The organism is Leifsonia lichenia, from assembly GCF_054780215.1.
Genome location: NZ_BAAGWT010000010.1, coordinates 240,032 through 259,998 on the forward strand (window position 1 = coordinate 240,032; position 19,967 = coordinate 259,998).

Genomic DNA, 19,967 nt, shown 5'->3' on the forward strand with positions numbered 1-19,967 from the left:
GACCGCCCGACAGCGCAGCCGCTCCCCTCTCCGTCCTGCGGGTGCGTCACTCCGCCCCGACGAGCCTCCCCATCAGGTGCGCATCCAACGGGCGGTCGGTGCCGAGGACCACGCGGACGTGCGCTCCCGGCTGGTCGACAGGGCCGAGGCGCTGGCCGCGGAGGTCGCAGATCGTCTGGCCGCGGCCGGGGCCGTGGGTCGTATCCACCATCACGTCGACCAGCGGTGCGTTGGTGGCCGTGATGCCGCCGACCGCGATCGCGGCGGCGAGCGGGTCGTGCAGCGCGCTGCTGCGCCGGCCGTAGAGCTCGACGTAGAAGTCGAAGTAGAAGTCGAGCATCTCGCCGACGGCGCGGGCGACGGGGCGGTCGGAGTCGAGGAGCTGTGTGCGGTGCGTCTCCTCCAGCGTGTTCTCGACCGTGACGTCGAGCGGCACCAGCACGACCGGCCATGGCGCGGCGAACAGCTCGGCCGCCGCCTCCGGGTCGTTCCAGATGTTGGCCTCGGCGACCGGGGTGACGTTGCCAGACGCGTACGCCGCGCCGCCCATGGCGGTCACCTCGACCACGCGTGACGGGAGCGTCGGGTCGAGGCGCAGGGCCAGGGCGATGTTCGTCGTCGGTCCGACCGTGATGACCTCGAGGCGGCCCTCGTACTCGTGCGAGAGGCGCACGAGCAGGTGGGCGGCGTCCTCGTCGATCGCGGTGAGTCCGGACTCCGGAAGCTCGACGTCGCCGATCCCGTTCGCGCCGTGCACGTGGGGCGCGCCGCCCTCGAAGGCGCGCGTCAGGGCGTCGTGGGCGCCGACGGCGACGGGGATGTCGTGGCGACCGGCGAGCGCGAGGATGCGCAGCGTGTTCTCTGCGGCCTGAGCCGCGCTCACGTTGCCGCTCACCGTGCCGATTCCGACGAGGTCGATCTCCGGCGACGCGAGAAGGTACGCGAGGGCGAGCGAGTCGTCGATGCCGGTGTCGCAGTCGAAGTAGACGGGACGGCGTGGGGTGTCGGTGGTGGTCATGCGTGGTGCTCCGTGTTTCTGGTGTGGTGCGGGGTATCCGGCCGAGCCGGACACCCCGCGACGGTGGTGCGACGAGGACGGCGGTGCGACTAGACGGTCTGCCCGCGGCGCGGCGCGATGAACAGGCTGGCGATCAGGGCGAGGACGGTGATCCCCACGCTGATCCAGAGCGCGATTCCGTACCCGGCGATCGTGCCCTGGGCCACGAAGGGGGCCACGATGCCGATGCCGAGGCTCGCTCCGATGCCGAAGCCGGCACCGTTCAGGCCGGGCAGCGCGGCCGGGGCGTCCGGAGGGGACAGCAGCACGCCGAGCCCGTTGATCGTGGTGAGCACGAGGCCGTTGTACGTGAGGCCGAGCAGCGCGATCATCGCGAGGACGACGCCCTGGTTCTGCGGCAGCAGGCTGATCACGACGAGGGCGACGATGCAGAGCACCATGCCGATGCGCAGGATGCGGATCCAGCCCTGCCTGCCCGCCAGCCAACCGGAGAGCGGTGCGGCGAACACGCCGATCAGCGCGGGCGGCGCGAGGAACAGCAGTGCGGAGGTCGCGGCGTCGAGACCGAAGCCGACCTTCGCGTCCTGGCTGAGCAGCACCACCGTGAAGTTGATCACCGCGAACACGCCGGACAGGGTCAGGATGGTCGTGGCGATCACCGGCCAGACCTGACGGGAGCGCAGGTGCTCGACGGCGATCAGCGGCGTGGTGCGCTTCTTCTCGACGAACCAGAACGCCACGAGCGAGACGACGGTGCCCGCCAGGTAGAGCAGCGTGATCGGCGCCGTCCAGCCCGCGGACGACCCCTGCGAGACGAAGAACGTGACGCAGACGAGCGCGATCGAGAGCACGGCTGCGCCCCACCAGTCCATGCGTCCCGCTGAGACCGGCTTGGAGGTCTTGGGCACGACGAGGAGCACGCAGGCCAGGGCGACCAGGCCGACGAGGAAGATCACCACGAAGATCGATCGGAAGCCGAAGTTGTCGGCGAGCAGGCCGCCGAAGTAGCCGTCGACACCGCCGACGCCGCCGTTCACCGCCGTGATGATGCCGAGTGTCGTGCCGAAGACCTTGGCGCTCATCCGCTCGCTCAGGATCACGTAGGAGAGCTGGAACGCCGCGCTCGACGCACCCTGCAGCGCGCGGCCGACGAGCAGCACGGGGAGGCTCGGCGCGAACATGCAGAGCAGCGTTCCCGCCGCCAGCACCACGAGCACGAGCACGAGCGCCTGCTTGCGGCCGATGAAGTCGCTCCAGCGCGACAGCACGACGCCGCCGATGGCTCCGGCGAGGAAGAACAGCGACGACACCTGCGACACCGCGCCGACATCCTCGTGCAGGTCGCGGGCGATGTCGGGCAGCGCCGGGGTGATCATGCTGGCGTTGAGCTGGAACGACAGCACACCGAGGATGAGCGTGGCGACGAGCGCGACGGCCTTTCCTCCGCGCAACGGCGGAGCCGATGGATGTGCGGCTGCCGTGGCAGCGCTGTCGAGCGTGGGGGAACTCACGGGGCGACTCCTTTGTCTGACTGTTCGGGGTACAGGGCCGTGTGGAGCACGGCGGGTACGATGTTATACCTCTCCGGTGCGACATGCGAACCACTGGTGATTTTCGTGGTTGAATATGGGAGACCTGACGAGCGAGGGAGCCTGCGAAATGACTATGACCGTCGACCAGTTCCTGGAACGGAACCTCACCACCACGGTCGGTCAGCCGCTGCGCGTGGCCGTCTACTCGCGTATCGCAGAGGGCATCCGCGGGCACGTCTTCCCGCTCGGCTCCGCACTCCCCCGAGAGACGGAGCTCGGCGCATCCCTCGGGGTCAGCCGCACGGTCGTGCGCGAAGCGCTCATGCTCCTGGAGGAGGACGGGCTGATCGTCACGCGGCGCGGGGTCGGGCGGTTCGTCGCCACGAGCATCCCGAGGGTCGGCCTGGAGGAGCTGCGCCCGTTCGAGCAGGCGCTCTCGGACGGAGACGGCCGCGTCGTCGTGCGCCCGGTCGAGTTCGCGATGCAGCCGACCACCGACTTCGTCTCCAACAAGCTCGCCATCGACCTCGCAGCGAACACCTGGTTTCGCGAGAGCGTGATCGAACGCGACGGCGAGCCCATCGCCATCGTGCAGGAGCACTTCCCCGCCGGCCGCTACCTGAGCGATGTCAGCCCGGCGATCGCCGAGCACCTGGATGCGGCCGCCGCGGCCCCCGCGACGCTCCTCGCCGAGCTGATCGAGCGCGTCGGCCCGGTGTTCGGCTCCGGCGTGTGCCAGATCGCCGTGAACGTGGCGGGAGCGTCCCGAGCGAAGCTCCTCGACCTGGGAGCCAACGACCCCGTGCTCATCCTCACGCAAACCGCCGAGATCGATGGGACGCCCATCTACCTCGCCAAGTGCATCGTGTCGTCGCGGGTCGCCCACCTTTCCGTGGTGCAGGCCTCGCAGGCCTGACCGCCCGCATCCCCGCCGTCCCCCGCATCCCCGCCGTCCCCCGCATCCCCCGCAGCAGAGAGACCCCACCAGCGTGCAGAAACTCACCGTCGTCGGCAGCGTCAATGTCGACCTCACCGCCATCACCAGCCGCCTGCCGGAGCCGGGCGAGACCATCGGCGGCGGCCGCCTGCGCCGCGACGCTGGCGGTAAGGGCGCCAACCAGGCAGCAGCCGCAGCCCGCCTGGGCGCCGAGGTGCGCATGGTCGGAGCGGTGGGTGACGACGCCGACGGCCAGTGGATGCGCACAGCGCTCGCGGACGCCGGGGTCGACACCACGCACATCGCCTCGGTGAGCGAGGCGACCGGCACCGCCCTCATCGTGGTGGACGCCGCCGGCGAGAACCAGATCGCCGTGTGCGAGGGCGCCAACGCGCTGGTCGAGCTCGACGGCGTCTCCTTCGCCGACGACGAGACGGTGCTCGCCCAGCTCGAGATCTCGATGGAGCTCGTCACCCGCCTGGCCGAGACGGTGCCGGGCTACCTGGCGCTGAACGCCGCCCCGGCGCAGCCGCTGCCCCGCGCCGTCCTCGACCGCGTCGACCTGTTCATCGTCAACGAGACCGAGTACGCGCTGATGCCGGAGCTCAGGGATGCTCCCCTCGTCGCGGTCACCTACGGCGCGAAGGGCGCCGCGCTGCTCGAACGCGGCGAGACGATCGCCTCCGTGCCCGCCGTCGCGACGACCCCGGTGAACTCGGTCGGCGCCGGCGACGCGTTCTGCGCAGCCCTGACGCTCGCCCTGCGCGAAGGGTTCAGCCCTGTCGACGCGCTCACCACCGCCTGCGCGGTCGGCGCAGCAGCGGTCGCCGACCCGTCGTCGCAACCCGCCCTCGCGCCGCTGGCCGCGTACGCAGCCTGAGCTAGAGGTCGCTCGGCCCGTGCAGCGGCGGCGGGCTCACCCGGAAGAAGCGGGTGCGCCACAGCAGGTACGCCACACCGATCGCCACCCACACCCCGCCGACGATCATCGCGCTCGGCTCCAGGCTGAACCAGAGGGCCACGTTGATCGCCACGCCGAGGCCGGGGAGCACCAGGTAGCCGATGGCCGCACGCCAGCCGCGCTTCTTCACGAACCGGAGGTAGGTGAAGATCACCGACAGGTTCACGAAGATGAACGCGACGAACGCGCCGAAGTTGATGAGGGATGCTGCGCGGCCGAGGTCGAGGAACACGGCAGAGCAGGCCAGCGCGGCGATCAGCAGCACGTTCGCCGCCGGAACGCCCGCGCGGTTCAGCGAGCCGAAGAAGCGCTTGGGGAGCGCGCCGTCCCTGCCCATCGCATACAGCAGCCGCGCAGCGCTCATCTGCTGGGTGATGCCGCAGCCGAGCACGGCGACCATGTAGCCGCCGATGAAGACGGCCTGGAACGCGGCGCCGCCGATGTACTTCGCGATCTCCGGCGACGCCCCGACGATGTTTCCGACCTTCGCCACATCCGGGAACAGCGTCTGCATCGCGTAGGTGACCGAGACGAAGAACACCCCGGCGACGGCGACGATGATGAGGATCGCCCTGGGGATGTCCCTCCGCGGCTTCTCCGCCTCCTCCGCCAGCGTGCTGACCGCGTCGAATCCCAGGAACGACAGCGCGAGGATGGCCGCTCCCGATGCGACGGCCGGGAGGTCGAGGCCCGGCGAGAAGAACGGCGTCATCGAGAACGATGCGCCGTTCGCACCCTCCACGATGTTCTTGATCGTCAGCGCGACGAACGCCACGGCGACGACCACCTGGATCACCACCAGGATCACGTTCACCTTCGCCGCGATCTGCACCCCGATCAGATTCAGGACGGTGCAGATGACGATGGTGGACAGGATCCACACCCACGACGGGATGCCGGGGAACGCCGCTGACATGTAGATCGCCGACAGCAGCGCGTTGATCATCGGCAGCAGCAGGTAGTCGAGGGTCGCCGCCCAGCCCACCAGGAAGCCGATGTGCGGGTTGATCGCCTCCCTGGTGTACGTGTACGCCGAGCCGGCGAACGGGAACACCTTGACCATCCTGGAGTAGCTGAGCGCCGTGATCAGCACGGCGACGAGCACCACGAGATAGGCGAGAGGGACGTGCCCGTGGGTGACGTCGGCCACGATCCCGAACGTGTCGAAGACCGCGAGCGGCGCCATGTACGCCAGCCCGAGGAACACGATGTGCCGGAGCTTGAGGGTTCTGCGGAGGCCGGGAGCACCCGCTGCCGGAGGCGCTTCTGCGGTGCGGGAGGGGGCGATGGCCGGGTCGAGCTGGGACATGGGGTTTCCTTCGCGACGGTGGGAGGAACGGATCAGTGGGCGGCGGTCGCCGTCTCGGCGGCGGTCGCCTGGGCGTGGGTCGCCGAGCAGTGCGCGAGTCCGCCGTAGACGGACGGGACAGTGGATGCGGTGGCCGCGTCGTGCACGACCTCACCGCCCACGATGGTGAGGTCCGCCCGCTGATCGAGCAGGCCGGACGGGTCGCCTTCGTGCGTGTACAGGTCGTCGGACCAGGCGACGACGTCGGCTTTCGCGCCGACGCGGATCACCCCGAGGTCGTGCTCGGAGTGCCAGGCCCACGCACCCTCGCGGGTGTAGCCGCGGATGGTGTCGTCGAGGGAGACGCGCTCGTGCGGCGTCCACGCATCCCGGCCGTCGAGACCGGCGCGGGTGAGGGCGGAGTAGAAGCCGACGAGCGGGTCCATCTCCCCCACCTGCCAGTCGCTGGACAGGGCGACGTGCGCGCCGGACGCCATCAGGGAGCGGATGCGCCACGCCCTGTCCCAGCGCTGCTCGCCGACGTTCTCCATCCAGGTGCCGGCGACGAGGTCCGGCGAGCAGTGCCGCGGCTGCATCGCCGCGGTGATGCCGAGGGCCGCGAAGCGCGGGAGGTCGTCCGGGTGCAGGCATTCGACGTGCACGATGCCGTGGCGGCGGTCGACCGTGCCGTTGGCGCGCGCGGCGTGCTCGATCGCATCCAGGGCCAGCCGGATGCCGCCGTCGCCTGTCGCGTGCGTGTGGGTCTGGAAGCCGAGCCGGTCGAGTTCGGTGACGATCCTGGTCAGCTCTCCGAGCGGCGCGCTGGGGTGGCCGCGGTGACCTGGCCGGTCGGCGTAGTCGTCGAGCATCCAGGCGGTGTGCGGTTCGATCACGTCGTCGGCGTAGAGCTTGACGGGGCCGAAGCGGAGGAGGTCGTTCTGCGGGGCGGAGTCGACCGCGTCCCGGAGTTCTCGCCGGAAGGCACCGTCGGCGTCGATCGGGTGGAACAGCGCGGCGATCACGCGCGAGCTCAGGCGGCCCTCTGCCTGCGCGCGGTAGAGCAGGTCGATCTCGGCGAGCGGAACCTGCGGCTCGACCACAGTGGTGATGCCGCTCGCGGTCGCGAGCCCGAGGCTGCCGATGAGCTTGCGGTAGCGGCGCTCAGGAGAGTACATCGGGATGTCGCGCTGCAGCCCGGCGAGCCCGGCCGCGGTCATGGCGCTGGTGTAGAAGTCGGTCACCCACCCCGTGGCCGTGCCGTCGCCGCGGCGCTCTGGACGACCCCAGGGGATGTCGCCGCCGTCCGCGATCCCGAGGATGCGCATGGCCTTCTCGTCCAGCCACACCGAGTGCTGGTCGTAGGTGGTGACGAAGATCGGGCGGTCGGTGAGCCCGGCGAGGTCGTCGGCGTTCGGGCGGCGGCCGGAGACGATCGAGTAGACGGCGTTCTCGGCACAGATCCAGTCGAGGTCGGGGCGGCGCTCCGCCAGCTCGCGGATGCGGCGGCGCACCTCGTCGAGCGTGTCTGCGCCTTCGAGGCTGACCGCATCCTGATCGAAGCCGAGCAGCAGGTGGTTGTGACTGTCGATGATGCCCGGCGTGACGGACGCGCCGCCGAGGTCGCGGGTCTCCGCGGCGGCAGGCGCGTCCTCGACGGTGCCGACGTAGCTGATCCGCCCACCGGTGATCCCGACGGCCTCTGCCCAGGGATGGGCGTCGTCGAACGTGCGGACGGACGCGTTGGTGAGGAGCAGGTCGGTCACGGATATCCCTCTCGGCGGTGAACTGGATCTATTCTTTGACGTTTGTGTCAAATAATTCCGAAAGTGTGTCACGCCGATCGGATAGTGTCAAGGAATGGCCAGACCGCGCAGGCAGGAGGAACGCCGCGCCGACCTCGTGGAGGCGGCGCTCACCGCCGTCTCCGAGCACGGCCTCCGCTCCCTCTCGCTCGCGGACGTGGCCGAGAAGGCGGGCCTCACCCGCGGCGCGATCCTCTACTACTACGAAGACCTCGACGCCCTCCTGGTCGAAGCGCACCGCGCCGGACTCGAACGCTTCTGCGACCACCGCGACGCCGTGGTCGCCGCCATCGCGGAGCCCCAGCTCCAGCTCGCCGCCGCCATCCGCGAGGGCCTTCCCAGCGGCCCGGACGACGCCCTGATGCGCCTCCTCTACGAGTTCGACGTGCTCGCGGGAACGTCGAAGCTGCACGACGACCTGGTCGAGAAGATGTACCTGCGCCAGCTCGCCACATACACCGCCATCCTGGAGCGCGGGACCGCATCCGGAGCATTCGCCCCCCGCCTCGACGTGGCGACGCTGGCGATGAACCTGGTGGCGCTGGAGGATGCGTACGGGCTGCACATCGTGGCGGGGAACAGCCTGATCACGGTGGAATCGGCGGAGGCGGCGATGACCGCGGCTGCCGCGGGGCTGGGAGCGCCGACGCAGGTGTGAGCCGGGCGCAGGCGGCGCGACCCTATCCGCGATCCGGCAGTACCGTCGTGCGCATCACCGTCTTGCTCTTGCCGATGTGCCGCTCGAACGTGAAACCCGCCTTCTCGAACATGGCGCGTGTGCCGTTGTGGAGGAACGAGGACGACGTCCTCGTGCCGGGCGCGAGTTCGTTTGGGAACGAGACGACCTCACCGCCGCCCGCCCGCGCGATCAGTTCGAGCGCGCCATCCAGAGCCTCCCTGGCCACCCCGGAACGCCGGTGGTCGCGGTCGACGAAGAAGCAGGTGATCCGCCACGGCGCCGGTCTGCTTTCTCCTGCGTCGTACTCCTTGCGGTGGTAGATGTGCGGCAGTTCGGCCGGGCTCCCGTACTCGCACCACGCGATGGCGTCGTCGCCGTCGAAGACCAGTGCGGCGTGCGCGACACCCTCCTCCACGAGGCGCCGCTTGAACGCGGGGCCGTCGTACTCGCTCTTGACCGTCTGCTCGGTGTCGCCATGGAACCACGAGCAGTAGCATCCGCCCCACACCCCGTTGTGCTTCTGGGCGAGCGCCAGCCACGCCGGGAAGGTCTCGGGCGTCAGCGGTTTGATCACGTGGGATGTCGGCACCCGATCACACCTTCCTTCGAGGCTGCGCGGGCTCCTACCGGTCGGCGGATGCGAGCAGGAGCAGTCTCAAAGTACTCCTGCGCCGTCGCACATTCGAGGCTCAGGTGCGGTGAGGACCGCGCATCCCACTGTGCGCGCTCTACGGGCCGGTGAGGTCGAGCTGCGGAGGGTGGGTCATGATGGGGAATTCGGGAGGCGGCGGCCAGATGGTGGGTCTCGAGCCACTCCCAGACTCGCCGGAGGATTTGCTCGCGGACCGAGCCGCTGCGCGAGCCGCCTCTTCCGCCGCAGCTCGCGCAGCGGCTTCGGCAGCGGCGCGATCGGCAGCCTCCTGCGATGCGGCGAGGTCGTGCGCGCGTGCGACGAAGGCCAGCAGCTCCGCCTCGACGGTGGCCCCGGCGTCCGCGGCCGTCCGTGCCACACCCGCGGCGGCCGTCAGCGCCGCGCGGGCGGCGGCGTCCGCTCGCGGATATGTCGTGAGAAGTGCCGTACCGGCGGTCTCGAGCGGGTCGATGGCGGGACGGTCGCCGGACTTCTCCGCACCCGTAACGAGCTGGGCCAGCAGCGCCTTCGTCGCGTCGCGCTGGCTGTCCGCCTTCCGGAGGGCGGCGCGTGTGGCGTCGAGCCAGGCCGTCTCTCGTCGCGTCTGCCTCTCCACCGTGATGGCCGCCGCAGTGAGTTCGTCCGTCGCAGCGTCGGTGGACGCCGTGGCCTCCTGCTCACCTGGCGCCTCACCCGGTCTCTGTGCCAGGGCTCGCCCAATGTCGACCGCGACCGCATCCAAGACGGCGTGATGCGAGGTCGGCAGGACACCGGCGGGACTGGATCGCAGGGTCTCCACTGTTCGGGAAAGGCCGACGAGGACCTCTGTCGCATCCGCGAATCGGAGCTTCACGGCGGAGAGCTGATCTGTCAGCCGATCCAAGCGCGAGCCGGCGGCCTCGTAGCGGTCCACCGCAGCACCGTGCGCGGAAGCCGCCGATATGGGCACCGCGACCGCTGCTGCAACAAGAACGAGAGCCACGACGATGGTCGAGGTCACCCGGATGGGCGAGCCGAGAAGGCGCTTGACGGAAACGCTCAGCGCATCCCGTATCGCGAACGATGCCACCTACGCCTCCCGGTAGACGGACCAAACCGTCCTCGCTACTCTGGCAGATCCCTCAGGCGACAGCAAAGCCCCCGATCACGCAGCCGCGGTGGGGCCCCCGACCGAGGCGCACTCGCGCTGGACGATGTAACCCCCACCCTCTCGAGCCTGTCCCCCAAAGTGCCCACTTGTCGGCGAAGCGAGGCGGCCGAGAGCATGTCCACCGGGGGAACAGGGGGTTCCTCCATGACCAATGGGGGTTTGAATGAGTTCATCGACTGTCGGCAGTTCCCGAGCCACGGGCCTGTCTCGACCACGGATCATCGCCGCGTTTGCAGCGGCATTCGTCGCTGCGTTCCTATTCGGCTTCGTACCGAGCGCCGCCAACGCTGGTACAGCGAACAGCGCGACCGGGACGTTCACGACCAACGGCGTCGGCTACCAGAACTACGCGAGCGTGCGCACCTCCGCAGGGTCCGCACTGGCGTACACGTATACCGGCCCGCGCACGACATCGGTCGCGTCGGGGTGGGTCGGCTCCCGCGGGCGGCTGTTCACCGGAGGCGGCGCTCTGAGCTGTGAAGGCTCGAACAGCTTCAGCAGCGTCACGCTCGGTGCAGGCGCCTACTGGTCGGGCACCTCGTGCACCCGGGGCGGCGCAGGGAACTGGTACAGCTATGGCGTCTCGTCGACGTACACCGGCAGCGGGTACGCCACCACGTACACCTTCCAGAGCCCGCAGCAGAGCTCCTAGACACGAGAGGAAAAGAACACTATGAACACGATCAAGTCCACTCTCGTCGTCCTTGGAGCCGCCGCCTTCGCGACGGTGGGGCTCGCTGCCGGTGCCGCGTTCGCGGACGGAATTCCTGCGGTGCCCGCACCGCGCGGCCTGGTCGCCGCCGACGGCACACCGACAACGCCGAAGGCAGAACCGAAATTCACAGCCAACGCTCGCGGCTTGACTTTCGGATCGGCGATGAGCGCAACGTCTCCGGCGAACGAGCCCGACCTCATTCTCGTGGTCGCCACGAACGGGCTCGAGGGGTACGTCCTCAAGTCGGACCTCCACAAAGCGGAAGGAACCGGATTCGCCAGCCCTGCTGAGGCTTTGGCCTGGCAAGCTTCCGTTCAGGGGAAGGACCAAACCCTTGCCGTTTACACATCCGACGGCAGCACCGTGATCGGGGAGTTCGTCGTCACGGCCACCTCGGGGGCGGTCGTCCAGAAGTAGCGAGAGACGGAGGAGGGGCACGCAGCCGGATCGTCGGTCGCGTGCCCCTTCTGCGGTGCTTGGAACCAACACGGAACTGCTGGACATTACAGGGTATGAACGCCGAACCGACCGACCTCGACCTGCTCAGGCAGGCCAGTGCCGGCGATGGCGATGCGTTCGCCCGACTCTTCCGCCGTCACCGCGACCGGGTGTTTCGACACACGCTGAGGTTGGCCAGCACTCCCTCGGACGCGGAGGACCTGGTCGCGCTGACGTTCGCCGAAGTCTGGCGCAAGCGAAACCGCATCAGTTCGGACGACGCATCCATCCTCCCGTGGCTGCTCGTCACCGCGTCGAACCTGGCACGAAACAACGTGCGAGCGTTCCGACGGCACCAGGCACTCCTCGCCAAGATGCCAGCTCCGGAGCCGATCGCCGACCACAGCAGCGACGTCTTGGATCGCCTCCAACACGACGACATCGCCGCCAGGGTCCGGGAATCGTTCGAACGCCTCAACGACCGGGACCGCGAGATCTTGAGTCTGTGCGTCCTGGAGGAGCTGAGCACCCAACAGGTCGCCAACCTTCTCCGCGTGCCGCCCGGCACCGTGAAGTCCCGGCTCTCGCGCGCACGGAGCCGTCTCGCGGACATCGTCTCGATCGACCTCTCCACCGAAGAGATCAGGAGCATGCAATGACCATCGTCTTCGATCCCAAGCGCAGCGAAGCCCTCGAAGCAGCCCTCGCCGCAAAGGTCCGTTTCGACACGAATCCGGCACAAGTACGCCGGGTCCACCGGCAGCGATGGGCGCTCGGCGGAGCCGTCACCGCGGGAGCGGCACTCAGCGTCGCCGCGTCGGCGGTCGTCATCGGCCTTCCCGGATGGACCGCCCTTCCCAGCACCGACCCGAGCGCGTCGCCCTCGTACGCGCCGGTCCCCGACTGGCCGAAGAACGCCAACGGGCAAACCTACGGCGCACAGGGGTCAAGTCCCGTCGCGCCCGACCTCATCGAAGTCCAGGGCGAAGACGCGAACGGCAAACCGGTAGACGGCTACGTTTTCAGCCGGGACCTCACGCGCGCGGAGAACGGCGGTCCGGAACCGACATCGCCAGCTCAAGCGCTGAAACAACAACAGGAGCGTCTGAAGAACTATCCGAACGGGCAATGGCTTCCGGTCTACAAGAGCGACGGCGAAACCCAGATCGGTCGCTTCCTCGTCGGGCCAGGGAACTGAGATGGCCGGGCGGACATCAGAGCGAGCTGTCGCTGCGAGGCACGACTACCTCTCCAGATTCCAACCGGCGCCACCGTTGGTCGCGTCCGGCTCGATACTCCGCGCGCATGACAAGGGGCATTTCGGCGCGGATTGAGGACGGTGCCCGCCGCCCGGTGCCTGGGGGTAGGCGGCGGCGGGCACCTACCGACCCGATGGAGTTCAACAACGGGAACGGCTGCACAAAAGTGTGGCACCCACGAAAGAGAAGGGCATCTCATGTTCGCAACTCGAATGATCGATCCGGCGGCGCTGGAACTGCCGCCAACCCAACCGATCGACATGACGCAACTCATCGACCAGGCACTCACCCAGCGCAATTAGGAGAGGCCCCGCCTGAGCGGAGCCGTTCCTTGAGGCCGGAGACCTGAGATCAATACTGAGACCACGTGAGATGGCCCCCGAGTGCGGAGACGGTGGGATTTGAACCCACGGTGCCCTGTAAAGGGCACTCCACCTTAGCAGGGTGGTGCACTAGGCCGAACTATGCGACGTCTCCTGAGCGCCCGTATGACGGACGCACGACAGCCATCATAACGGACGATTCAGGCCGGGTCGGACACCGGGTTCTCAGGGTGCGGGAGGCGCATCCCCGATCAGGCGCCGAGGTTCTGCATGTTCGGGATGCTGTGCATCATCGACGAGACGAGGGAGATGCCCCACGCGAACGAGATGATGAGCGACAGGATGTAGAGGCCGATCGTGACCCAGATCGGGGCGAGGCCGCGGCCGGGGGCGACGCGGCGGACGATGACGCTGCGACCGATCACGTAGACGAGGCCGCTGAGGAACGTCCACGCCCAGTGGAACGGGCGGACGACGCCGGCGCGCTCCAGCTCGCGGTAGTCGAGCCAGGAGAAGACCACGCTGAGGGCGTATGCCAGGAAGCCGACGCCGACGAGGACGAAGTACATGGGGCCGAACATCCCGAGCGGGCTGCCGTTGTAGACGTAGCTGCCGTCGGAGCTGGTGACGAAGTCGAAGTGCGGCTGGTAGAACGGCAGCAGCACCACGCTCAGGAACGGGAGAGCGACGACCAGCCAGATGTAGACGTTGTAGACGCGTGCACCGTCGGCCAGGCGCGGCCGAGTGGGCGCGTAGGTCTGGCCGTACGCGGGCTGCTGCGCGTAGACCGGCTGCTGCCCGTATGCGGGTTGCTGCGCGTACGCGGGCTGCTGCACCGGCTGCTGCGCCGCTCCGGTCAGCGGCGCATAGTGCGCCGTCCACTGGGCTCCGTCCCACCAGCGCAGTTGCTGTGCGCCGGTCGGGTCCGGATACCACCCGGCCGGGACGGGTGCGTTGGTGTTGCTCATGCGTGCGGCTCCGCTTCTGCGGCTCGTCCGGCCGCCCGGCTCGTATGCTACCGCCGCGACCTATGGATGCGCGCACGAGTCGTGCGAAACGCGCGGTCCGGCGGCCGCGCACCGCACGTTCCGCACGAAGCGACCCCTCGGCGACCGGGCGGCGGCCGGGCACGAGTCGTGCGAAACGCGCGGTCCGGCGGCCGCGCACCGCACGTTCCGCACGAGGCGACCCCTCGGCGACGCGCACGAGTCGTGCGCAACGTGCGGTCGGGCGGGCGCGTCAGCGCCCGCTCGCCGCGGCCGCGGCGCGCGCGAGCACGGCGTCGACGGGCGCGTCGATGTCGATCGTCGCGCCGCGCTCGTCTGCGGCGAGCGGTTCGAGCGTCGCGAGCTGCGAGTCGAGGAGCGCGGCGGGCATGAAGTGGTCGGTGCGGCCCTCCATGCGGGCTGCGAGCACGGCGCGCGATCCGGCGAGGTGGATGAACACCGCGCCGGGCGCCTCGCTCGCGATGAGATCGCGGTACGCCCTCTTCAAGGCGGAGCAGGCGATCACCAGGCCGCCGTCCGCCTCCGCCAGAGCACGGCCGACGGCGCGGAGCCACGGAGCGCGGTCGGCGTCGTCCAGCGGGGTGCCACCTGCCATCTTCCGCACGTTCTCGATCGGATGCAGCGCATCCCCGTCCACGAACGGCACCCCCAGCTCGTGCGCGATGAGGGCGCCGATCGTGCTCTTGCCGGAGCCGGACACCCCCATCACGACGACGCGCACCGGCGCCGCGGCCTCTGCGGTCACCAGTCGTGCATGGAACCGTCGAGGAGACGGTTCACCGGCAGGTAGGCCGCCTCGTACGGGAACGACTGGGCGACGACGTCGTCGTAGTCCACGCCGAGCCCGGGCGCATCGCTGGGCGCGAGCATCCCGTTCTCGAAGCTGTACGTGGTGCGGAAGACCTCGTGGGTGGTCGGACTGTGCTTCATGTACTCCTGGATGCCGAAGTTCGGGATGGCGATGCCGAGATGGATGGCGGCGGCCAGGCCGACCGGCGAGACGTCGGTGGGGCCGTGGACCCCGGACTTGATCTGGTACACCGAAGCGTAATCGAAGATCCGGCGCAGCCCGGTGACGCCGCCCGCGTGCGTGATGGGCGAGCGCACGTAGTCGATGAGCTGCTCCTCGAACAGTTCGCGGTAGTCCCAGATCGTGTTGAACACCTCGCCGATGGCGAGCGGCGTCGTGGTGTGCTCGCGCACCCGCCTCAGCACGGCCTGGTTCTCCGCCGGCGTCACGTCTTCGAGCCAGAACAGGTCGTACGGCTCCAGCGACTTGCCGAGCTTCGCCGCCTGGATGGGCGTGAGCCTGTGGTGGGCGTCGTGCAGCAGCGGCAGCTCGGGGCCGAACTCGTTCCGGACCGCCTCGAACACCGTCGGCGCGTGCCGCAGGTATGCGCGGGTGTCCCACGACTCCTCCACGGGCACGGCGCTCCGCCGCGCCGGTTCGTAGTCGTAGCGCGCGTCGGACCCCGACCCTGCTCCCGCCGCGGCGTTCTGGCTCGACGCGACCCCGTACACGGACGGCAGCCCCGGGATGCCCGTCTGCACGCGCACGGCACGGTAGCCCTCCTCCAGGTGCTCGGTGATCGAGTCGAACAGCTCGGGCAGCTCTGCGCCGGATGCGTGACCGTAGACCAGCAGGCCCTCCCTGCTCCGCCCGCCGAGCAGTTGGTAGAGCGGCAGCCCAGCCGCCTTCGCCTTGATGTCCCAGAGCGCGGTGTCGACGGCGGCGATCGACGCCATGGTCACCGGGCCGCGACGCCAGTACGCGCCGCGGTACAGGTACTGCCAGGTGTCCTCGATCTGGTGCGCGTCCCTGCCGATCAGCAGCGGCACCACGTGCTCGCTCAGGTAGGCGGCGACCGCGAGCTCCCGGCCGTTGAGGGTGGCGTCGCCGAGACCGGTGAACCCGTCGTCGGTGGTGATCCTCAGTGTCACGAAGTTGCGGCCGGGGCTCGAGACGAGAACCTCGGCGGAGGTGATGCGCATGTCAGTGTGCTCCTGTCGGTAGCGGTGGTTCGGTGGTGGCGCCGGTGCGCAGGTGCGCGATCCGGCTCTGGATGAGGTCGGTGACCGTTGCGTCGCCCGCGAGGTCGGGCGCCAGCTCGGTGAGGACAGCGGCGGCGAGCGCCGCGTCGTCTGTCGGGTTCGCGCTGAGCCGCGCGGCGAGCTGTGCCGCGGCAGGGTCGCGCACGTCGCCGGCGAGCAGGTGCAGCGCCCAGGCGGCGAGCACCCCGGCCTGCGCATCACCCGGCGCGCGCCCTGCCGCCAGCCGCGCCCGCAACGGGTCCAGGATGCGCGGCCCGAGCTTCTGCGAGCCGTCCGACGCGATCTGCGCCAGCCGGTGCTCGATGCGCGCGTTGCCGAAGCGGTCGCGGAGGGCGGAGAGGGCCGCATCCACGGTGTGCGCGTCGAACGGAAGCTCGGTGCGCGCCTCGGCCCAGAGCGCTTCGAGGTCGGCGACGATGGCGTCGTCGCCCATCGCCTCCGCGATGGTGGCGTGGCCGCGCAGCAGTCCGCGGTATGCGAGCAGGGAGTGACCGGCGTTGAGCAGCCAGAGCTTGCGGCGCTCGTACGGCTCGATGTCGTCGACGAACTGCGCGCCGACCGCATCCCAGTCCGGACGCCCCGCGGGGAACGCGCCGCTCAGCACCCACTCGCTGAACGGCTCGGTGACGACCGGGGCCGCGTCGTCGTAGCCGGTGAGGCGAGCTGCGGTCTCGCGGTCGGCGTCCGTGGTGGCCGGGGTGATCCTGTCGACCATCGACGACACGAACGAGACCGATGCCTCGATCCACGCCGCCAGCTCTGCGTCGACATCGCGCGCGAGGCCGAGCACCGCATCCCGTGCCACCTCGCCGTTGCCGGGCAGGTTGTCGCAGCTCACCACGGCGATGCTGCCGGCGCCCGCCGCGCGACGAGCACGCAGCCCGTCCACCAGCCGGCCGGGGGCAGTGGATGCGCCCTCCCCCGCGGCGAGCGACGCCCGGTCGGCGTCGAGCGCCTCCGCGGGCGGACGGTAGCCGGCCTCCGTGACAGTGAGCGTCAGCACCGCGACAGCGTGGTCGGCGACGGCCGCACGCCAGCGCGCGGTGTCTCCTCCGTCCGCCACGGTGCTCAGCGCATCCACGATGGTCGCAGAGTCGGTGTCGGGACCGCGCTCGATCAGCGTGTAGACCGCGTCCTGCGCCGCGAGCACGCGCGCGGCTTCCGGACTCCGGCCGGTGAACGCCGCGATCCCCCAGCCGGCCTCGCCCGCACGGTCGCCGCGCTCGTTCGCCCGCTGGGTGTACCAGGCCTGGTGGGCACGGTGGAACGCGCCGAGGCCGAGGTGCACGATGCGGACGGGGTGACGCTCGGAGCGCGGCGGCGGTGTCATGCGCGCGCCGCGACCAGCGAACGCGTGCTGGCCTCGACCTCGCGCAGGTACGCCAGGTTGTCGCGCGTGCGCTCGGCGAGCGGGAGCTCGGTGGAGAAGTCCTCCGCCGTGACCCAGCCGTCGTAGCCGAAGGCGTGCAGCGCCTCGAAGTACGCCTCGACGTCTCCGGCGCCCGTGCGCAGAGGAGCCCACTCGTGGTGCCAGCGCACCGTGCCGTCCGCCTCCGGCTCGCCCGGCAGCCACGCGACGTTCTTCACGTGCACGTGCGCGAGGTACGGGCCGAGCAACTGGAATGCGGCGAGAGTCGCCTCCTGCCCTTCGATCACGAGGTTCCCGAGGTCGTGGATCACGCCGACCGTCTGCGGGTCGATGCCGCCGACCAGCCGGAACGCGGCGGAGGCCGACGGCGTGATGGTCTCGTGGTGCAGCTCGATCAGCGCCTTCACGCCGAGCTCGCCCGCACGGGCCGCTGCCCGCTCGACGTCGCGGCGGGCGGAGGCGAACAGCTCGCGGTAGTCATCGCCGGAGTCGGTGCGCGGCACGGTGACGCGCACCTGCCGTGCGCCGAGAGCGGCGGTGGCGGCGAGCATCCTGTCCACGTTCTCGTGGTCGTCGCAGCGGGCGTAGCCGCCGATGCCGGAGAACTCCAGGCCGGACTCAGCGGTCAGTCGCGCGATCTCCGGCACGGACTCTTCGAGCCCCGTCAGCGGCCAGGTGGAGCGGTTGCCCGCCCAGAAGCCGGGCGGGGTGGCGTCGTCCTGGTCGATGACGCGCCACTCGATGCCGTCCCAGCCCTGCGCTGCGAGCGTCTGCGCCGCCTCCGTGGGGGTCCAGTCGGGGGTGGATGCGGTGAACACCGAGAACTTCATCGGTCAGGCTCCTGTCGTGACGGTGATGTCGTCGAGCGCCCCGGAGAGCACCTCGTCGAACGCGATCGGCCGGCCGAGGGTGGCCGACAGGTAGATGGCGCGCACGACGGCGAGGGACACGAACGCGTCCTCGACCGTCACGCCGGGCGCGCGGTGCTGCTGGATCGCATCCACCACGTCTTCGTACTGGCGCAGGTGGCCCACGATGAAGCGGTCGGCGCCGCGGTCTCCCCCGCGCACCTCGCCCGCCTCGACGAGCTCGGCCGCACGGTTCACCACGCTGGCGCCGCTCGCGTCGAACGCCGCGGCATCCGCGGTGCCGAAGTACTCGAGCTGGTCGTCCTCGATGATGGCCGAGCCGCGGTCGCCGTGCACATGGATGCGCACCGAGCCCCCCGGGTACGCGGCGGTCGTCGCGTGCACCACGGCGAGCGCGCCGGACTCGAACCGCACGGTCGCGACCGCGATGTCCTCGACCTCGACGCGCTCGTGCGCGAGGAGCGCCGTCTGCGCGACGACCTCGACCGGCCTGCCGAGGAACCAGACGAGCAGGTCGACGGTGTGCACGCCCTGGTTCATCACGGCCCCTCCGCCGTCGAGCTCCCAGGTGCCGCGCCACTGGCCGGAGTCGTAGTAGTCCTGGCTGCGCCACCAGGCGACGGATGCGATCCCGCTGGTCACCCGGCCGAACGCACCGCTGTGGGCCGCGTCTGCGACGACCACGGAGGCGGGGTCGAACCGGTGCTGGCTGATCACGGAGACCACCAGACCGCGGCCCTCCGCCTCCCTGGACAGCTCCAGGATGCGCCTGGCTCGCGCCATCGAGACGTCGAGCGGCTTCTCGATCACCACGTGCTTGCCCGCGGCGAGCGCTTCTTCCGCGAGCTGCACGTGCAGTCCGCTTGGGGTGCAGATGACGACGATGTCGACATCGGCGGCGGCGACAGCGGCGGGAAGGGTCTCGAACTCCGCGGGGCGCTCCCCGCCGAACTCGGACACGATCTGGTCGGCGAGGGCGCTGGCGGCGGCGGGGACCGCATCCACCAGGGCGGTGATCGCCAGGTCGGGGTGCCTGGCGATGGCCCTGGCGTGGTTGAGTCCGATGATGCCGCAGCCGACGATGGCCACGTTCAGGCGAGAGCTCATACGAGCGTCACTCCAATCTGGTCGGTGAGACGGCGGAGCGCGCGGCCCGCGCGGCCGAACGCCTCCGGGCCGGAGAAGCCGCCCATGTTGTTCACGTCGGCGAGGTGGGGTTCCAGGGACGCGAAGCCGGTGTATCCGTCGTCGCGGAGCGCGGTGAGGGTGGCGAGCACCTGCCCGTCTCCCTCCCCTGCCGGGGTGACCTCGCCGGTGGCGCTGACGGCGTCCTTCACCTGCAGGTACTCCAGGTGCGGACGGAGGGCGGCGTAGCCGTCGTCGAACGGGAAGGCGACGCCGACCTGCACGAAGTTGGCGCTGTCCCAGGCGAGCCGCAGATTCGGCGAGCCGACCGTCTCGACGATGTCGAGGCAGCGCTCGGGCGTGTCGCCGTAGATGTCCTTCTCGTTCTCGTGCAGCAGCACGACATCGGCGGCCTCCGCCGCATCGGCGAGGGCGCGCATCCGGAGCATCACGTCGTCGCGGATGCTCTCGACGGCGACATCGTCCCCGCGATAGTAGGAGAACAGCCGGATGTAGCGCGCGCCGAGACGCTTGGCCGCTGCGATGGCGCGGCCGAGTCGTTCCACCTCGTGCTCGACGGGGAGGGACACATCCACTTTGCCGATGGGCGATGCGATGGCGGAGACGCCCATCCCCCGCTCGGTGAAGATCCCGGCGAGCCGGTCGAGCTGTTCGTCGTCGAGGTCGACGATGTTCACGCCCCAGGCGCTGCGCACCTCGATGTGGTTCGCACCGAGGGCCTGCAGCACCGCGACCTGGACCACAGGGTCCTGGTCGATCTCGTCGCCGAAGCCCGACAGGGCCCAGCTCAC

At 70.0% G+C, this 19,967-nt stretch carries 20 protein-coding genes and 1 tRNA gene; 7 read left to right on the plus strand and 14 right to left on the minus strand.

Features of this window, described 5'->3' with window-relative positions:
• Positions 1-46: 46 nt before the first annotated feature.
• Positions 47-1,018, minus strand: coding sequence for a nucleoside hydrolase (locus ACYVGI_RS18440; protein ID WP_460634036.1), 972 nt, complete (start codon positions 1,016-1,018; stop codon positions 47-49).
• A gap of 89 nt (positions 1,019-1,107) precedes the next feature.
• Positions 1,108-2,529 carry an MFS transporter gene (locus tag ACYVGI_RS18445; RefSeq protein WP_460634037.1) on the minus strand — a complete coding sequence of 474 codons (1,422 nt, stop codon included), beginning with the start codon at positions 2,527-2,529 and terminating at the stop codon, positions 1,108-1,110.
• Between the two features lie 148 nt (positions 2,530-2,677).
• Here ACYVGI_RS18445 and ACYVGI_RS18450 point away from each other — a divergent pair, with 148 nt between their 5' ends.
• Both ACYVGI_RS18450 and ACYVGI_RS18455 read left to right on the plus strand, forming a co-directional pair.
• Positions 2,678-3,466, plus strand: coding sequence for a GntR family transcriptional regulator (locus ACYVGI_RS18450; RefSeq protein ID WP_460634038.1), 789 nt, complete (start codon positions 2,678-2,680; stop codon positions 3,464-3,466).
• Positions 3,467-3,539: 73 nt separating this feature from the next.
• Positions 3,540-4,367 carry a PfkB family carbohydrate kinase gene (locus ACYVGI_RS18455; RefSeq protein WP_460634039.1) on the plus strand — a complete coding sequence of 276 codons (828 nt, stop codon included), beginning with the start codon at positions 3,540-3,542 and terminating at the stop codon, positions 4,365-4,367.
• A gap of 1 nt (position 4,368) precedes the next feature.
• Here the strand turns inward: ACYVGI_RS18455 and ACYVGI_RS18460 are convergent, their stop codons facing one another.
• Complete coding sequence (locus ACYVGI_RS18460; RefSeq protein ID WP_460634040.1) at positions 4,369-5,757, minus strand: APC family permease; 1,389 nt, start codon at positions 5,755-5,757, stop codon at positions 4,369-4,371.
• 32 nt (positions 5,758-5,789) lie between these two features.
• Positions 5,790-7,499 (minus strand): amidohydrolase, encoded by a 1,710-nt coding sequence (locus ACYVGI_RS18465; RefSeq protein WP_460634041.1) that lies wholly within the window; start codon positions 7,497-7,499, stop codon positions 5,790-5,792.
• 94 nt (positions 7,500-7,593) lie between these two features.
• Between ACYVGI_RS18465 and ACYVGI_RS18470 the strand changes: the two genes are divergently transcribed.
• Complete coding sequence (locus ACYVGI_RS18470) at positions 7,594-8,196, plus strand: TetR/AcrR family transcriptional regulator (RefSeq protein WP_460634042.1); 603 nt, start codon at positions 7,594-7,596, stop codon at positions 8,194-8,196.
• Between the two features lie 22 nt (positions 8,197-8,218).
• Here the strand turns inward: ACYVGI_RS18470 and ACYVGI_RS18475 are convergent, their stop codons facing one another.
• Together ACYVGI_RS18475 and ACYVGI_RS18480 are read right to left on the minus strand one after the other, a co-directional pair.
• Entirely contained in the window at positions 8,219-8,806 is a 588-nt protein-coding gene (locus ACYVGI_RS18475; RefSeq protein ID WP_460634043.1) for a GNAT family N-acetyltransferase, read from the minus strand.
• A 139-nt stretch (positions 8,807-8,945) separates the two neighbouring features.
• Complete coding sequence (locus ACYVGI_RS18480; RefSeq protein ID WP_460634044.1) at positions 8,946-9,917, minus strand: hypothetical protein; 972 nt, start codon at positions 9,915-9,917, stop codon at positions 8,946-8,948.
• A gap of 244 nt (positions 9,918-10,161) precedes the next feature.
• Here ACYVGI_RS18480 and ACYVGI_RS18485 point away from each other — a divergent pair, with 244 nt between their 5' ends.
• The 4 genes from ACYVGI_RS18485 (at position 10,162) to ACYVGI_RS18500 (ending at position 12,349) form a co-directional block, all read left to right on the plus strand.
• A complete protein-coding gene (locus ACYVGI_RS18485) occupies positions 10,162-10,650 on the plus strand; it encodes a hypothetical protein (RefSeq protein ID WP_460634045.1) in 489 nt (162 codons plus the stop codon).
• 21 nt (positions 10,651-10,671) lie between these two features.
• On the plus strand, positions 10,672-11,130 hold the full coding sequence (locus ACYVGI_RS18490; protein ID WP_460634046.1) for a hypothetical protein: 459 nt from the start codon (positions 10,672-10,674) through the stop codon (positions 11,128-11,130).
• Between the two features lie 95 nt (positions 11,131-11,225).
• The gene (locus tag ACYVGI_RS18495; protein WP_460634047.1) at positions 11,226-11,810 is read left to right on the plus strand and encodes an RNA polymerase sigma factor; all 585 of its coding nucleotides are present in this window, start codon (positions 11,226-11,228) and stop codon (positions 11,808-11,810) included.
• Positions 11,807-12,349 carry a hypothetical protein gene (locus ACYVGI_RS18500; RefSeq protein WP_460634048.1) on the plus strand — a complete coding sequence of 181 codons (543 nt, stop codon included), beginning with the start codon at positions 11,807-11,809 and terminating at the stop codon, positions 12,347-12,349. The genes ACYVGI_RS18495 and ACYVGI_RS18500 overlap by 4 nt, the downstream gene beginning before the upstream one ends.
• A 447-nt stretch (positions 12,350-12,796) precedes the next feature.
• Here ACYVGI_RS18500 and ACYVGI_RS18505 read toward each other — a convergent pair.
• The 8 genes from ACYVGI_RS18505 to ACYVGI_RS18540 all read right to left on the minus strand — a co-directional run bounded on the left by ACYVGI_RS18505 (position 12,797) and on the right by ACYVGI_RS18540 (position 19,967).
• Positions 12,797-12,887: transfer RNA gene (locus tag ACYVGI_RS18505), tRNA-Ser, on the minus strand.
• 97 nt (positions 12,888-12,984) lie between these two features.
• Positions 12,985-13,701, minus strand: coding sequence for a DUF2510 domain-containing protein (locus tag ACYVGI_RS18510; RefSeq protein ID WP_460634049.1), 717 nt, complete (start codon positions 13,699-13,701; stop codon positions 12,985-12,987).
• 271 nt (positions 13,702-13,972) lie between these two features.
• Positions 13,973-14,485 (minus strand): gluconokinase, encoded by a 513-nt coding sequence (locus ACYVGI_RS18515; protein WP_460634050.1) that lies wholly within the window; start codon positions 14,483-14,485, stop codon positions 13,973-13,975.
• Positions 14,482-15,732, minus strand: coding sequence for a D-mannonate dehydratase ManD (gene manD, locus ACYVGI_RS18520; RefSeq protein ID WP_460634051.1), 1,251 nt, complete (start codon positions 15,730-15,732; stop codon positions 14,482-14,484). The genes ACYVGI_RS18515 and manD overlap by 4 nt, the downstream gene beginning before the upstream one ends.
• A gap of 1 nt (position 15,733) precedes the next feature.
• Positions 15,734-17,122, minus strand: a complete 1,389-nt coding sequence (locus ACYVGI_RS18525) for a mannitol dehydrogenase family protein (protein WP_460634052.1) — start codon at positions 17,120-17,122, stop codon at positions 15,734-15,736.
• Positions 17,119-17,991, minus strand: coding sequence for a sugar phosphate isomerase/epimerase family protein (locus tag ACYVGI_RS18530; RefSeq protein ID WP_460634053.1), 873 nt, complete (start codon positions 17,989-17,991; stop codon positions 17,119-17,121). The genes ACYVGI_RS18525 and ACYVGI_RS18530 overlap by 4 nt, the downstream gene beginning before the upstream one ends.
• A gap of 3 nt (positions 17,992-17,994) precedes the next feature.
• Complete coding sequence (locus ACYVGI_RS18535) at positions 17,995-19,137, minus strand: Gfo/Idh/MocA family protein (protein WP_460634054.1); 1,143 nt, start codon at positions 19,135-19,137, stop codon at positions 17,995-17,997.
• Positions 19,134-19,967, minus strand: coding sequence for a sugar phosphate isomerase/epimerase family protein (locus ACYVGI_RS18540; protein WP_460634159.1), 834 nt, complete (start codon positions 19,965-19,967; stop codon positions 19,134-19,136). The genes ACYVGI_RS18535 and ACYVGI_RS18540 overlap by 4 nt, the downstream gene beginning before the upstream one ends.

What these genes read in the sequence shown, in the direction of transcription:
- ACYVGI_RS18440 (WP_460634036.1), bottom strand. Translation starts at nt 1,018, where the DNA reads ATGACCACCACCGACACCCCACGCCGTCCCGTCTACTTCGACTGCGAC.
- ACYVGI_RS18450 (WP_460634038.1), top strand. Translation starts at nt 2,678, where the DNA reads ATGACTATGACCGTCGACCAGTTCCTGGAACGGAACCTCACCACCACG.
- ACYVGI_RS18460 (WP_460634040.1), bottom strand. Translation starts at nt 5,757, where the DNA reads ATGTCCCAGCTCGACCCGGCCATCGCCCCCTCCCGCACCGCAGAAGCG.
- ACYVGI_RS18470 (WP_460634042.1), top strand. Translation starts at nt 7,594, where the DNA reads ATGGCCAGACCGCGCAGGCAGGAGGAACGCCGCGCCGACCTCGTGGAG.
- ACYVGI_RS18485 (WP_460634045.1), top strand. Translation starts at nt 10,162, where the DNA reads ATGAGTTCATCGACTGTCGGCAGTTCCCGAGCCACGGGCCTGTCTCGA.
- ACYVGI_RS18490 (WP_460634046.1), top strand. Translation starts at nt 10,672, where the DNA reads ATGAACACGATCAAGTCCACTCTCGTCGTCCTTGGAGCCGCCGCCTTC.
- ACYVGI_RS18495 (WP_460634047.1), top strand. Translation starts at nt 11,226, where the DNA reads ATGAACGCCGAACCGACCGACCTCGACCTGCTCAGGCAGGCCAGTGCC.
- ACYVGI_RS18500 (WP_460634048.1), top strand. Translation starts at nt 11,807, where the DNA reads ATGACCATCGTCTTCGATCCCAAGCGCAGCGAAGCCCTCGAAGCAGCC.
- ACYVGI_RS18510 (WP_460634049.1), bottom strand. Translation starts at nt 13,701, where the DNA reads ATGAGCAACACCAACGCACCCGTCCCGGCCGGGTGGTATCCGGACCCG.
- manD (WP_460634051.1), bottom strand. Translation starts at nt 15,732, where the DNA reads ATGCGCATCACCTCCGCCGAGGTTCTCGTCTCGAGCCCCGGCCGCAAC.
- ACYVGI_RS18525 (WP_460634052.1), bottom strand. Translation starts at nt 17,122, where the DNA reads ATGACACCGCCGCCGCGCTCCGAGCGTCACCCCGTCCGCATCGTGCAC.
- ACYVGI_RS18530 (WP_460634053.1), bottom strand. Translation starts at nt 17,991, where the DNA reads ATGAAGTTCTCGGTGTTCACCGCATCCACCCCCGACTGGACCCCCACG.
- ACYVGI_RS18535 (WP_460634054.1), bottom strand. Translation starts at nt 19,137, where the DNA reads ATGAGCTCTCGCCTGAACGTGGCCATCGTCGGCTGCGGCATCATCGGA.